Origin of the sequence: Streptomyces sp. NPDC001852 (genome assembly GCF_042891825.1) — a bacterium.
In the GTDB taxonomy this organism is placed as follows: domain Bacteria; phylum Actinomycetota; class Actinomycetes; order Streptomycetales; family Streptomycetaceae; genus Streptomyces.
The window spans coordinates 90,211-103,741 of record NZ_JBIATN010000020.1; the positions used below are offsets into that span (position 1 = coordinate 90,211).

Sequence of the window (13,531 nt, forward strand, 5' to 3'; positions counted from 1 at the left end):
GATCAGATCCCCACAGTGAAGCCGTCGGACCAGGTCTGCATCTGCTGCACCAGACTGTCCCAGGCGCCGGTCAGCAGCAGCACACCGGTCACGATCATCATCGTGCCGCCGACGCGCATCACCCAGACATAGTGGCGCTTGACCCAGCCGAACGCGCCGAGGGCCTTGCGGAAGGCGACCGCGGTGAGCACGAAGGGGACGCCGAGGCCGAGACAGTAGGCGACGGTCAGTATCGCGCCCCGGCCGGCGCTCGCCTGCTGGGAGGACAGGGCGATGACGGAGGCGAGGGTCGGACCGATGCAGGGGGTCCAGCCGACTCCGAACAGGGCGCCGAGGAGGGGCGCACCGACCAGACCCGCCGTGGGCCGCTTGTGGAAGCGGAACTCACGCTGGGTCAGCCAGGGCATCAGCCCCATGAAGAAGACGCCCAGCAGGATCATGAGGACGCCGAGCACCTTGGACAGGGTGTCCTTGTACTCCTGGAGCGTGGAGCCGAAGAAGCCGAACAGCGCACCGCCGGAGACGAACACGGCGGTGAAGCCGAGGACGAACAGGAAGGCGCCGGTGGCCATCCGCCCGCGCCTGGCCTCGGCCAGATCGGTGCCGGCGACCCCGGTGACATAGGAGAGGTAGCCGGGGACCAGCGGCAGTACGCAGGGCGAGAAGAAGGAGACGAGCCCGCCGAGCAGCGCGACCGGCAGCGCGATCAGCAGGGCGCCGCTGCGCACCGTCTCGTTCTGGCCCGTCAGGGCCAGCGTCACGACCGCGCTCACGTCACTTCTCCGCCATGACCGGCTTGAGCATCTTCAGCAGGGTCGTGTCGTCGAGCGCCTCCAGGGCCCGTGAGGCGACCTTGCCGTGCCTGTCGATGACGAGCGTGGAGGGGATCAGCTGCGGGTTGAGGGTGCCCTTCTTGAAGCGGAGCATCAGCCTGCCGGTCGGGTCGTACAGGCTGGGGTAGGAGATCCCGTGCTCCTTCTCGAAGTTCACCGCGGGCGTGGTGCTGGTGTCGCGGGTGTTGATCCCGACGAACTGCACGCCCTTGCCCTCGTACTGCTTCGAGACCTTGGCGAAGTACTGCGCCTCTTCCCGGCACGGGCTGCACCACGAGCCCCAGACGTTGATGACGACGACCTGACCCTTGTAGTCGGCGACGTCCAGGGTCTTGCCGTCGATGGTCTTGCCGGACAGCTCCGGGGCCGCGGCGCGCTTGCCCGACGGCACGGTGTCGATGCCGTTGTTGCCGGTGACGAAGTTGGTGTTGCCACCGCCGCCGGAGGTGCCGCCCTTGCCGCACGCGGACAGGGTCAGGGCCAGGGCGGCGGCCACGGCGCTGAGCAGGACGGCGCGGCTACGGGTACTCATGTGAAAAGTTTCGCATGTCCCCTCCGGCGCTCTGTGGCACCCCCCTGCCGGGCGGAAAACCGCATTTCAGGGCGTATTTACACGGGACATTTCCGGCACGCGGCTAGGCCAGGAAGGTCTTCCAGCCGCCGGCCGGCGCCTGCCCCGGCGCCAGTGTGCGCAGCTTGGCGAGCACTTCGGGCTTCTGTACGTCGATCCAGTCGCAGAACTGCCGGAAGGAGACCAGGCGGACGTCGGCGCCCTTCTCCTTCGCCTGCGCGATGTGCTTGAAGGCCTGCTCGACGGCGTCCATGTAGATGCCGCCGTTCCAGTGCTCGAAGTGGTTGCCGATGAAGAACGGCGCCCGGTTCGAGAAGTATGCCCGCTTGAAGCCGGCGATGTACGCCCCGGCCGCCTGCTCGCGCCAGGCCGGGTAGTTGTAGGCCGGCGCCTTGGTCGAGTTCTGCGACTGGTTGAACATCATGTTGTAGTCCATCGACAGGACCTGGAACTTCCTGCCGGGGAAGGGGATCTCCTGCAGCGGGAAGTCCCACAGGCCGTGCTTCTTCACCGGCCACATCTGCAGACCGCCGGGCGAGGAGGCGTCGTAACGCCAGCCCAGTTCACGGGCGGTGGGCAGCAGGTTCTCCTGGTTGAGCAGGCAGGGCGTACGGCCGCCGACGAGTTCCTTGTCGTAGTCGAACGGCAGGGCCGGCATGTCGGTGAGGCCGGTGTTGGTCTTCCAGTTCTTGACGAAGGACTTGGCCTGCTTGATCTCGCTGTGCCACTGCTGGGGCGTCCACCACTTGACCGAGGTGTGGGCATCCCCACAGAAGTGACCGTTGAAGTGGGTGCCGATCTCGTGGCCTTCGAGCCAGGCCCGGCGGACGTTGGTCAGCGTCGCCTTGATGTGGTCGTCGCTGAGGTAGCCGATGTCGGAGGCGCCGATCTTGTTGTTCGGCGGCACGTACAGGCGCTTCTTCGACTCGGGCAGCAGATACAGGCCCGACAGGAAGAAGGTCATGCTCGCGCCGTGTTCCTTGGCGAGGTCCAGGAAGCGCGGGAAGAGCCCGTTGCCGACCTCGCCGGCGCCGTCCCAGGAGAAGACCACGAACTGCGGCGGGGTCTGGCCGGGCTGCAGCGGTTCCGGCGCGGCCGGCTGGTGCGGCTGCTTGCCGGTGAAGGACGTGGAGCCGTCGCCGATGAGCCGGCCCTGCGGCGCGCCGCTCGCGTCGCCGCCCTTGCCGCCGCCGGAACCGTCCGAGGCCCCGGTGCCGTCCGATGACGTGTGGCTCCCGCATCCGGCGAGGGTGGCTGCGGCCGCGGCACCCGCGCCGAGGCCGAGTATGCCCCGGCGGGAGAAGGTCCGGGAGACGGTGCGCATGGAGTTCCCCGATCATCGCGCCTGTTCGTGGTCACTCACTGAGAGGCGACGACGATCGGGGGGGTTCCGATAATTCTTATGTTTTTCGCAATAGTTGCGGCAAAGGCACCCTAAGTGACGTCAAACGGGCCGTCAGAAAACGGCAATCAGACGTCCTCAGGCCCCGAAGGCCTTCCCCTGGGCGGCGCCCTTGCCCTTCTGCGGCTTGGCACCGGCCCGCAGATGGGCCGGGACGAGATCGATGGCGGGCTCGCTGTAACCGACCGACACGATCTTGTCGCCGAGATAGGTGAACGTCGTCAGGGAGGCCAGCGTGCACTGCCGCTTGCGCGGATCGTGCCACAACCGCCGCCGCTCGACATAGGACCGCACGATCCAGATCGGCAACTGGTGGCTGACCAGCACCGCCTCGTGCCCGCGCGCCTGGTCCTTGGCCGCGTTCAGCGCGCCCGTCATCCGCACCACCTGGTCGATGTACGGCTCACCCCAGGACGGCCGGAACGGGTTGACCAGGTGCTTCCAGTTGCCGGGCCGCTGCAGCGCGCCGTCGCCGACGCCGAAGGTCTTGCCCTGGAAGACGTTGTCGGCCTCGATCAGCCGCTCGTCGGTGTCCAGGTCGAGACCGTGCGCCTTGGCGATCGGGCCGGCCGTCTCCTGCGCCCGCTCCAGCGGCGAGGCGCAGACGTACGTCACGTCCCGCGAGGCGAGGTGCTCGGCGACCCGGTCGGCCATCTGCCGCCCCAGCTCGGACAGGTGGTAGCCGGGCAGCCGCCCGTAGAGGATCCCGGTCGGGTTCTCGACCTCACCGTGCCGCATGAGATGGACGACGGTGACGTCCTTGTCCCTGCTGCTGCCGCTGCTGCTGTTCATGCTGCTGCTCACGCGGTGGCCTCCGCAGCCGCCCGGGCCGCCGCCGGAAGGGCGTCGGCGATCTTCTGGACGGCCCGCTCGTCATGGGCCGTGGAAACGAACCAGGACTCGAAGGACGACGGCGGCAGATAGACGCCGTTCGCCAGCAGCGAGTGGAAGAACGCGGTGAAGCGGAACGACTCCTGCCGCTTGGCGTCCTCGTAGGTGCGCACCTGCCGGTCGGTGAAGAACACCGAGAACATGTTGGAGGCGGTCTGCACCCGGTGCGCGACACCCTCCTTGCTCAGCGCCTCGCTGACCAGGCCCTGGATCTGCGCGGACACGGCGTTCACCGTGTCGTACGCGGCGTCGTCGAGCAGCCGCAGCTGGACGAGCCCTGCGGCGGTGGCGACGGGGTTACCGGAGAGGGTGCCGGCCTGGTACACGGGCCCCGCGGGCGCGAGATGGGCCATCACATCGGCCCGTCCTCCGAAGGCGGCGGCGGGGAACCCGCCACCCATGACCTTCCCGAAGGTCATCAGGTCCGGCTCGACCCCGTCGACCCCGTACCACCCGGCGCGGCTGGTCCGGAACCCGGTCATCACCTCGTCGGAGATGTAGAGGGCGCCGTTCTTGTGGCAGGCGTCCCGCAGCCCCTGGTTGAACCCGGGGTCCGGCGGCACGACGCCCATGTTGCCGGGCGAGGCCTCGGTGATCACACACGCGATCTCGCCGGGGTGCCGGTGGAAGGCCTCCTGCACGGCTTCGAGATCGTTGTACGGCAGCACGATCGTGTCGCCGGCCTGCGCACCGGTGACACCGGGGGTGTCGGGCAGCGCGAACGTGGCGACCCCCGACCCGGCCGCGGCCAGCAGGGCGTCGACATGCCCGTGATAGCACCCGGCGAACTTGATCACCTTCGACCGCCCGGTGAACCCACGGGCGAGCCGGATGGCGGACATGGTCGCCTCGGTCCCGCTGCTGACGAGCCGGACCTGCTCCACGGGCTCGACCCGGGCGACGATCTCCTCGGCGAGTGCGACCTCGCCCTCACCGGGCGTGCCGAAGGACGTACCGCGGGCGACGGCCTCCTGGACGGCGGCGATGACCTCGGGGTGCGCGTGCCCGAGGATCATGGGCCCCCAGGAGCAGACGAGGTCGACGTACTCCCGCCCGTCGGCGTCCGTCAGATAGGGGCCGCGGCCGGACACCATGAAACGGGGCGTGCCGCCGACGGCACGGAAGGCGCGCACCGGGGAGTTCACACCGCCGGGCGTGACGGCGGAGGCGCGGTCGAAGAGCGCCTGGGAGACGGGCGCATCGTAGGGATAGGGCGTTTCGCTCAGGGCACTCATGACGTGCGACTTCTCCGGCTTCTCGGACTCCGGGCTGCTTGGGTGACCCCCTCAGGGTAGGCCGCGGGCCGGGCGCGGGGCGGCCGACCTCCGGTCCGCAGCACCCCGCGCGTCCCATCTGCGAGACTGAGACCTGATACACACAGCTCTTACGCACGTAATGATCAGAGGCCGGAAAAGAACCCGTGGACTGTTGTTCCACCGCACGTTTCGGCGGGCGGCCGTGGGGGAGGTCACTGACACGATGATCGGGTTGCGCGGCGGGGGCCACGCGTCCTAGAAAAGCAGTCGGGTGGAGATATGCATCGCGGTGGCGGACTGGGCGAGGGGACTGATGACCTGGGTCCTCGACGTGCCCGGCGGGGAAGGCACCGGCGCGACGCGGAGGAAACGACCGAGGCACGGCAGAGCGACGCACGTCAGACACAGGGTGTACCGGGTGAGCCCGAGCGGTACGACCGGCGGACCGACCGGCAGCTGGAGAGCCAGCTGGACCGGCCGGGCGACCGCCGGCTCGACCACCGGGCCGACCGCCTGAGGGCGGGGAGCAGAAATGGTGGTCGAGTGGGGGTGACATACAAATACTTCGGCGCGCCGGACGGCGCGACCGCGGCCCGCGTCCCCATCTCGATGCGCCCGGAGGAACTCGGCGGCGACGAGCTGGGCATGAACGGCATGTTCACCAAGATCAAGCCGGAGACCATGGCCGCCATGGTGCTGACCGGCATCGAGGGCGTCCCCCTGCACAAGGTCCCGCCCCTGGAACTGGTCGTCCTCCACCCCGACTACGCCGTCGTCAAGCTCCCCATGACCGTCGTCGACCCCCTGCGCGGCATCGGCGAGGAGGCGGTCGGCGCGGCGGCCTTCATCTGGTCCACGGTCCCCGACCGGGGCGGCCCGCGGGACGCGTTCAACGTGTACCAGTTGCTGCACGAGTGGCAGGACTTCAGCCATCGGCTGCATGAGGCGGGGCATCAGCCGTATTGCCTTGTGTGGCCCTGAGCTGGGGTTTCACTGGTTTCGGGCGGGGTTTTGAGCCCCGCCCTCGTCATGTGCCGGGAAGGGCCGTCAGGCCGCGAGGGCACATTGAGGGCACATTGGTTTTGCTGGGGGCACGGATGTGCCCTGGGAGGCGGGCGGGTCGCCCTCGCCTTCCGCCTCGGCTTCCGTTTCCGTGAAGGCATCGTCGATCGCCTTGCGGGTGCGGGTCTCGCTGGACGGCAACAGGTGCGTGTACGTCCGGAGCGTGAAGCCCGGGTCCGAGTGGCCGAGGTACTCGGAGAGCGCCTTGATGCTCTCCCCCGCGTCCAGGAGCACGGAGGCGTAGGCGTGCCGGAGGGCGTGCATGCCGTCCTCCGGGGCCGCCTGGAGGTAGCGTGCGCCGCGCTCACGGGGAGGGACCACGCCGGCGGCGGCCAGGGCGCGCTTCCAGTCGCCCATGTTGAAGACACTGCGGTTGTAGGCCCGCCCCTTCGCATCGACGAAGAGGAGGCGGAAGGTCTTCGGCTCGCCGTCCGGCTTGCCCCACGGCAGGGTGATCTGGACCGGCGGGAACTCCTTCATGTGGGCCTTGAGGCCGAGGGCGATCTGAGCCGGCAGGGGTACTGACCGGATCTTGTTGCCCTTGGGCAGCGCGAAGACGGGCTTCGTACCGACGAGCCGCACCTGACGGTTGACGTGTATCCAACCGCCCTTGAAGTCGATGTCCTCGTCGGCGAAGCCGAACACCTCGCCCTGCCGCAGGCCGCAGCCGAAAGCGAGTCTGCCGCCGCCCTGGAAGCGCTTCGGGAGTCCGGCGATGACCGCGTGGACGCGCTCCAGCGACCAAGGGATGATCTTCTTCTTGGTCGCGGTCGGCAGCTTGACCGACTTCGCCTTGCAGGGGTTCTTCGGCAGCAGTCCGTCCTCCACGGCCATGCCGAGGATGCTGGAGAGGATGTCGAAGATGCCCTCGATCGTCGACACCTCCAGTTCGGCGTCCTGGAGCGTGCGAATCCAACCCTGAATGACCGAGGGCTGGTTGAGGGACCGCAGCTCACGTCGGCCGATGTGCTCGACGATGTGGTTACGGACGGTCGCCTCGTAGCGGAGCGCAGTCGTCGGGCCGACGGAGTTCGCATCGAGCCACTTCTGCGCGTAGGCGCCGAGCGTCTGCTTGGTCTCGGCCGGGACGACATAGGAGCCGCGCCGGATCTCGACGTCGACCTCGGCGGCGCGGTTGTCCGCCTCGGCCTTCGTGTGGAAGTTCTCCTTGCGCTGGTGGCCATCCAGGTCACGGTAACGGACCTGCCAGCGCTTGCCGATGCCGTGGTCGCCGGTGGGGACCATCCGCTTCGTACGGCTCTTGTGCTCGCGGCACTCGGCCTCGGTGGGCTTGGGGTGGGACTTGTGCCAGCGGTCGTACACGTCAGCCAAGAAGGGCCTCCTGGATGGGGTTTGGGGACTGGGGGGTGTGGGTCGCGGCGGTGTGCGTCAGCCACGGGGGCAGCAGGGCTGCGGGAGGAGCGGCGAGCTGGTGCTGGGGCCGGCTGGCACGAGGCGTGGGTGCTCGATGGCGCGGGCGGCGTGGAGGCCGGCGGGGCCTATTTCGACAGGTCGGTTGGGCATGACAAATAGCTGTAACTTGCAGTCGGCCGTCATGGCAAGAGTTAGTTCTTAAACTCTCCAAAAGTCGCCCGGAGGCGAAGTGGTGTTCGTCTCGTCGAATTCCGGCACATCACGAGCCGTTTCGGCGGGGAGGTTGTGCTACCTTCCCTCCGCGTCAAAGAAGTGGGCGATTTGAGCGGCTATCGGATGCGATGTCCGCTGGACGAGCCACGCCACTTCTCAGCGCTGGGCGCCACCTCTGAGCTGCTGAGGTACCGGATTCCGGCACTTCAGCCGGTTGCTTCTCCGCAGAAAATTTCGGCTTCCGTGGGAGCGATTTCGGCAACCGGGGATCCACCCTTACTGTTTTGGTCTTCCCCGGCGACGCTGAGGGAAGTAGCCGGGGGTTTCAGAATTCACTCTGGACGCTTCCCAGGTGGTGTGGCTGTGTTGCCCACGCCTGCCATCCAAAACCCTGATTCCGATATGGAGACCTCATTGCCGAACCACTCCCCGCGCCTTGCCGGCGCCGAGCGTGACCAGCTCGCCACTCCCACCGACGTGGCCGCGTACCTCGGGGTGCCGGTCAAGACCCTCTACCAGTGGAAGTACCGGGGCATCGGCCCCAGCGTCCACAAGGTCGGCCGTCACCTGCGCTACCGGTGGCGGGAGGTGAACGCGTGGCTGGACGCCCAGACGTCGTACGACCTCTCGGCCTGACCCCGCCTCTGGCGCGGACAACGAAGCGGCCCCCGGCGCGCCAACGCCGAGGGCCGAAGACTTCCCAACTGATCGCCCATCCCTGAACGAATGAGCTGGTGAGGGGCGGGACCTTGCCCGTCCTGCCTCTCACCGGATAGGAACGCCTATGGAGGACTCTACGTCCCCCAGCTCCACGAACACCTCCCCGACCGGCTGGCCCACTCCCGCGGTCCCCGGCGAAGGCATCCCATGGCGCCGCAGGGATCAGGCGAACACACGGTCCCCGGCGTCGGGGACTGTCGAGCACTCGGCGGATGTGGAAGCACACGGGGACCGTCCCCAGCCGTCTGCTGATGCCGCTGTTGGGGACCGTCCCCGCGAAGTGTCCGCTGTTCGGTCCCCGCACGTCCCAGTCCCCGTATCGACATCCGAAGCAAACCTGCAGGTCAGCGGCGCAAAAATGGGGACCGGTCCCCAAGAGGCTGTAGTTGCACCAGGGGACCGTGGTCACGGTCCCCGCCAGTCGCTGGGGACCGACACCCCCGTGGCGGGAACCGCCCAGCAGGCGGGGACCGGTCCCGTCGACGCACGGGAACCGGATCAGGGGACCGACTCCCGGCCTCCTCGGGGATCGGCAGACCCTGGGGAATGGGGTTCCGGTGAGGGTGCGGAACTGCTGGATGAGTTGCGGGCGGCGATCGGCAAGTACGTCGTGCTGCCCAGTGACGAGGCGCTGACAGCGGTCACCCTGTGGGTGGCGGCCACGCACATCCAGACCGTTCTGCAGCACGCGCCGCGTCTGGCGGTCGTCGGCCCGACGAAGGGCTGCGGCAAGTCCCGCGTTCTGGACGTGCTCCACGAGACCGTCCACCAGCCGATCATGACGGTGAACATGTCCACGGCGGTGCTCTTCCGCATCATCGGCAAGAACCCGCGCACGATCCTGGTGGACGAGGCCGACACCATCTTCAGCAAGGCCGGTGACAACGAGGAACTGCGCGGCCTGCTGAACGCCGGACACCAGCGCAACCGGCCCGCCTGGCGCATCTCCGGCCCGGAACACAAGCCGACCCCGTATCCGACCTTCGCCATGGCCGCACTGGCCTCGATCGGCGACCTGCCCGACACGATCACAGACCGGGCGGTCGTGCTCCGCATGCAAAAACGCAAGCCGGGCGAGAAGGTGACCCCGTTCCGCTCGCGCTACGCCACACCGGAACTGAACGCGCTACGGGACAAGCTGGCCGCCTGGCTGGGCCCGCTGCGCGGCACGGCCGGCCACATGGCGCCGACCATGCCGGTGGAGGACCGGGCGGCGGACACCTGGGAACCGCTGGTCATCATCGCCGACCTGGCCGGCGGCCACTGGCCAGCCAGCGCCCGTGCGGCCTGTGTCGCGATGACCCGGTACGAGGCCGTCCAGGACGAGCAGACCAACCTGAAGACAAGGTTGCTGCGCGACATCCACCGCGTCTTCGAGGCACACGGCAACCCCGAAGCCCTGTCCTCCCTGGATCTGGTCACCGCCCTGCTCCAGGACCCCGACGCCCCCTGGGCAGAGCACGGCACCAACGGGCTCAACGCCTACCACCTGGGCAGAATGCTCCGGGACTTCGACATCCGCCCGGCCAACTACCGGTTCGACAAGGGTAGGCAGGCCAAGGGGTACGCCCGTAACCGGTTCCTCGACAGCTGGGCCCGGCACTGCCCCGACCTCACCGAGCCGGCTCCCGCCCCCGCGCACGACGCCACACCCGCGCCCCCGGCTCGGGGCAAGCCGCCTGCCGCCCCGGCGGGTCAGCTGCCCATCGGCCCGCCCGGCGGACCCGCCGGCCCCAAACGCGCCCGCTGACCCGCCTCCCGCTGGGTCCGTATCACTGCGTCGCATCCGTCCCCGCGCAGGTCAGCGCGGGGACGGATGTCCTCACCGGGACGGACTTCTCCGTACCTGCCGAAGTGTCCGTACCTGTCCTGACCAGGCGTGGGACGCATGCGACGCACGTGACACAGCCCCGCCCCATCACCGCCGGAGCATCACCATGCACGAACAGCACCACGAACTCCCCACAGCTCAACAGCCGACGCACACCACCTCAGCCCCAGACAGCGCAGCAAGTTGTCGGGTAAGGAGTCCTTACCCGGCCTCCGCCCCAGGGGTGGCCGGGGCACCCGGCGCCGAGGGGGCGCAGGGATCGGTCGGCCCGGGGGTGCCGACCGAGACGGGAGACACCAGACCGTCGCCGCACGCCACGCAGACGCCGACGCCGCAGCGCCGCCTGCGTCAGCCGCGACTGCGCGAGCGCCGCGTCCACCCCCGTTACAGCGACAGCGAGTTCACCGACCTCGCCCACGCCGCCGCACTCAGCCGTATGCAGATCGGCGGCTACGTCGCCGAGGCGTCGCTCGCCGCAGCCCACGCCGAGGACCCCACCGCCGCGATCGCCGACTACCGCGCCATGGTGAAGGCACTGATGGCCGCCAACCGCCAGCTCGGCATGATCGGCAACAACCTCAACCAGCTCACCTGGCACCTCCACAAGGACGGCGCCTGGCCCGAGCCCGATGTCGTCCACCGGCTCCTGGCCCGCGTCGAAGCATCGATCGCCGACGTGGACACCGCCGTCGCCCAGGTCACCGAGGGAAGGCAGGGCCGGTGATACCGAAGATCATCACCGGCAAGGGCAGCACCCGCCGCCTGATCGCCTACCTCTTCGGCAAGGGCGACGCCAACGAACACGTCGACCCGCACCTGGTCGCGTCCTGGAACGATTTCGCACCCGATCCCGGCCGCAGCCCGCACCGCGACCCGAAGCAGGTGGAGAAGCAGCTCTTCACTCAGCTCGACCAGCCGGTGGCGATGCTCGGGCGACGGGCTCCTCAGACGACGGTCTGGCACTGCCCGGTCCGCGCCGCCCCCGAGGACCCCATCCTGTCCGACGCCCAGTGGGCGGAGATCGCCCGCCGGATCGTGGCCGCCGCCGGCATCGCCCCCGCCGGGGACACCGAAGCCTGCCGTTGGGTGGCCGTACGCCACGCCGACGACCACATCCACATCGCCGCCACCCTCGTCCGCCAGGACGGCCGACGCCCCAGACGGGACTTCGACATCCGGGCGGTCCAACGTGAGGCCCGCCAGATCGAAGTCGACTACGGGCTGCGGAGGTTGAAGCCGGGCGACGGCACCGCCGCCAAACGCCCCACCAGCAAGGAGCACTTCAAGGCCAAGCGCCTGGGCCAGGAAGCGACCACCCGCGATGTCCTGCGCCAGCGAGTCCGCCGCGCCGTCGCCGCCGCAGTCGACGAGGCCGAGTTCTTCGCCCTGCTGGACGCCACCGGCGTGACCGTGCGCCTCAAGCGCGGCCCCTCCGGCGACGCGCTCGGCTGCAACTTCGCCCTGCCCGGCGACACCAACGACAAGGGCGAGCCCGTGTTCTACACGGGCTCCACCCTCGCCCCCGACCTCTCCCTCCCCCAGATTCGCCGACGCCTCGCTACCACCAGCCCCGAACCGGTCGCCGTCCGGCCGGGCAATCCGTGGCACCAGGCCACTGCCGCCATCGAGCGCATCCCCCACCACCTCACTCACGGCGACGACTCCACGGCCCAAGGACAGCTGGTCGCGCTCGGCGCCGCACTGGACCTCCTGCCCGTCACCGCACCGGCCGCGCTCAAGGCCAAACTCGAACAGGCCGCCGCCGTCTTCGAGCGCGCTACCCGCTCCCGCATTACCGCCGACCTGGACAGCACCCGCGTCCTCCGCCGCAGCGTCCAGACGATCTGGCGTGACCGGCCCCAGGACAGGGACGGGGCCGGATTCGCGATGCTCCTGGATGCCGCGCTCACCGCGGTGGCGTTCGCGATTCACTGGCACCGCATCCGTCAGCACGCACAGCAGGAGGCCGCAACCGAGCAGGCCCTCTTCCACTTGCAGGTGGCGTACGCACAGGTCGCCGGGCCGGTCCTGGTCGGCCTCGCCAGCCGGGCACCCAGCCCGCAGACCAAACGCCGCTTCGCCCACCACCTCCAGCAGGCGGTACCGGAACACGCCGAGCGCATCCTGGCTGACTCCGCCTGGGACGCACTCGCCACCGTGCTCGCCGAGGCCGAATCAGCAGGACACAAAGCGGCCATCGTCCTCGACCAGGCGCTCGGACAGCGCACCCTGGACGACGCCCGCAGCCCCGCCCGCGCACTGACCTGGCGCATCCGCCGCCTCGGCGAACGCCGTCCGCCCAGTCCACGAGCCGAGGCAGCCCGGGCTCATCCCGTCCAACCTGCGGCAGCAGCACCTCCCTCACAACCCCAGTCGGCACGGCAGCGCTGATTACGGCCGCGCGGACACCTTGGGAGTGAGCAGTTCCAGCGCCTCTTCCCAGCGGTAGCGGTCGGCCCCGCCGCCGGCCTTCGGCCGATGCGGCTCGTACGAACCGATCAGGACGCCCATCTCACGCAAGCGCTCCAGGCTCTGCCGGTACGCGGGATGGGCGGCCTGGGCTGAGTTCACGTACGGCAGGACGGCAGTGGGGATGCCCATGCCGTACGCCTCACACAGGATGCCCAGCGCCAGGGTGTCGGAGATCCCTGCCGCCCATTTATTGACGGTATTGAACGTGGCCGGGGCCACCGCGATGGCGTCGGCGGGCGGCAGCGGGCGAGGATCCCCGGGTGAGCGCCAAGCCGAGCGAATCGGGTAGCCGGTCTGGGCCTCGACCGCCTCCGTGTCGATGAAACCCAGACCCTGCGGGGTGGCCACAACGCCCACGTCCAAGTTCGCCTCCTGAGCAACCGTGATCAGCTTGCCGACGTCGCTGGCGACCCCGGCCGCGCAGACGACTACGTACAGGAACGGCTTGTTGCCCGGCGCCTGCGGTTCGGTCACGTGAAGCCCTCCAGAAGCAGTTGGTCTCGTTGGGCCACCAGCATGGCGACCAGGGCTTCCGGCCCGATTTGGCTCAGCGCCCAGAGACTGCTGATCCCTCGGGACCACCGCCAGAGTGGGTCTTCCGTATCCACAGGAGTGTGGAAAGCCAGCACCGGGATGCCGTGGGCCTCGAACGGAGCCGGGTCGAGGTAGCGCCAGCCACCCGTGCCGCAGAGATAGTGGGTACTGCTCGTGGCCACGGCCAGGTCGGCGAGCCGTTCTGATCGGCCTTCCCGAGTCGGGATCGTGCTGCTGTCCAGTACTTCGCCGCTCCAGCCAAGGGCGGTGAGCAGCGCGATCGTCGACGCCCTGGCTACGTTCGGAGACACGGTCGGCGGCCTCGAACTGATCGAGAACCGCGTCCAAGACCCCACGCACCGCTGGCCAGTG

General features: G+C 69.1%; 13 protein-coding genes. 5 read left to right on the forward strand and 8 right to left on the reverse strand.

The window, feature by feature from the left end; genetic code table 11:
* Positions 1-2: 2 nt before the first annotated feature.
* The 5 genes from ACFYZB_RS30265 to hemL all read right to left on the reverse strand — a co-directional run bounded on the left by ACFYZB_RS30265 (position 3) and on the right by hemL (position 4,923).
* Complete coding sequence (locus tag ACFYZB_RS30265; RefSeq protein ID WP_351211356.1) at positions 3-773, reverse strand: cytochrome c biogenesis protein CcdA; 771 nt, start codon at positions 771-773, stop codon at positions 3-5.
* Position 774: 1 nt separating this feature from the next.
* Complete coding sequence (locus tag ACFYZB_RS30270) at positions 775-1,365, reverse strand: TlpA family protein disulfide reductase (RefSeq protein ID WP_388764024.1); 591 nt, start codon at positions 1,363-1,365, stop codon at positions 775-777.
* A 103-nt stretch (positions 1,366-1,468) separates the two neighbouring features.
* Positions 1,469-2,728, reverse strand: a complete 1,260-nt coding sequence (locus ACFYZB_RS30275) for a hypothetical protein (RefSeq protein ID WP_388764026.1) — start codon at positions 2,726-2,728, stop codon at positions 1,469-1,471.
* Positions 2,729-2,884: 156 nt separating this feature from the next.
* Positions 2,885-3,598, reverse strand: a complete 714-nt coding sequence (locus ACFYZB_RS30280) for a histidine phosphatase family protein (RefSeq protein ID WP_388764140.1) — start codon at positions 3,596-3,598, stop codon at positions 2,885-2,887.
* A gap of 8 nt (positions 3,599-3,606) precedes the next feature.
* On the reverse strand, positions 3,607-4,923 hold the full coding sequence (gene hemL, locus ACFYZB_RS30285) for a glutamate-1-semialdehyde 2,1-aminomutase (protein WP_388764141.1): 1,317 nt from the start codon (positions 4,921-4,923) through the stop codon (positions 3,607-3,609).
* A gap of 573 nt (positions 4,924-5,496) precedes the next feature.
* Between hemL and ACFYZB_RS30290 the strand changes: the two genes are divergently transcribed.
* Positions 5,497-5,934, forward strand: coding sequence for a hypothetical protein (locus tag ACFYZB_RS30290; protein ID WP_003974483.1), 438 nt, complete (start codon positions 5,497-5,499; stop codon positions 5,932-5,934).
* A gap of 66 nt (positions 5,935-6,000) precedes the next feature.
* Here ACFYZB_RS30290 and ACFYZB_RS30295 read toward each other — a convergent pair whose 3' ends face one another.
* Positions 6,001-7,338 (reverse strand): tyrosine-type recombinase/integrase, encoded by a 1,338-nt coding sequence (locus tag ACFYZB_RS30295; RefSeq protein ID WP_388764143.1) that lies wholly within the window; start codon positions 7,336-7,338, stop codon positions 6,001-6,003.
* 678 nt (positions 7,339-8,016) lie between these two features.
* On the opposite strand from ACFYZB_RS30295, the gene ACFYZB_RS30300 reads away from it, so the two are divergent.
* The 4 genes from ACFYZB_RS30300 to ACFYZB_RS30315 all read left to right on the forward strand — a co-directional run bounded on the left by ACFYZB_RS30300 (position 8,017) and on the right by ACFYZB_RS30315 (position 12,544).
* Complete coding sequence (locus ACFYZB_RS30300; RefSeq protein WP_388764028.1) at positions 8,017-8,238, forward strand: helix-turn-helix transcriptional regulator; 222 nt, start codon at positions 8,017-8,019, stop codon at positions 8,236-8,238.
* 667 nt (positions 8,239-8,905) lie between these two features.
* Complete coding sequence (locus ACFYZB_RS30305) at positions 8,906-10,072, forward strand: DUF3631 domain-containing protein (protein ID WP_388764030.1); 1,167 nt, start codon at positions 8,906-8,908, stop codon at positions 10,070-10,072.
* A 355-nt stretch (positions 10,073-10,427) separates the two neighbouring features.
* Entirely contained in the window at positions 10,428-10,877 is a 450-nt protein-coding gene (locus ACFYZB_RS30310) for a plasmid mobilization protein (RefSeq protein WP_388764032.1), read from the forward strand.
* Positions 10,874-12,544: a mobilization protein gene (locus ACFYZB_RS30315; RefSeq protein WP_388764034.1), complete on the forward strand. Its 1,671-nt coding sequence runs from the start codon at positions 10,874-10,876 to the stop codon at positions 12,542-12,544. Before ACFYZB_RS30310 ends, ACFYZB_RS30315 begins: the two co-directional genes overlap by 4 nt.
* Here the strand turns inward: ACFYZB_RS30315 and ACFYZB_RS30320 are convergent, their stop codons facing one another.
* Both ACFYZB_RS30320 and ACFYZB_RS30325 read right to left on the reverse strand, forming a co-directional pair.
* Positions 12,545-13,099, reverse strand: a complete 555-nt coding sequence (locus tag ACFYZB_RS30320; RefSeq protein ID WP_388764145.1) for a flavoprotein — start codon at positions 13,097-13,099, stop codon at positions 12,545-12,547.
* Complete coding sequence (locus tag ACFYZB_RS30325; RefSeq protein ID WP_388764036.1) at positions 13,096-13,470, reverse strand: WbqC family protein; 375 nt, start codon at positions 13,468-13,470, stop codon at positions 13,096-13,098. The genes ACFYZB_RS30320 and ACFYZB_RS30325 overlap by 4 nt, the downstream gene beginning before the upstream one ends.
* Between the last annotated feature and the right edge of the window lie 61 nt (positions 13,471-13,531).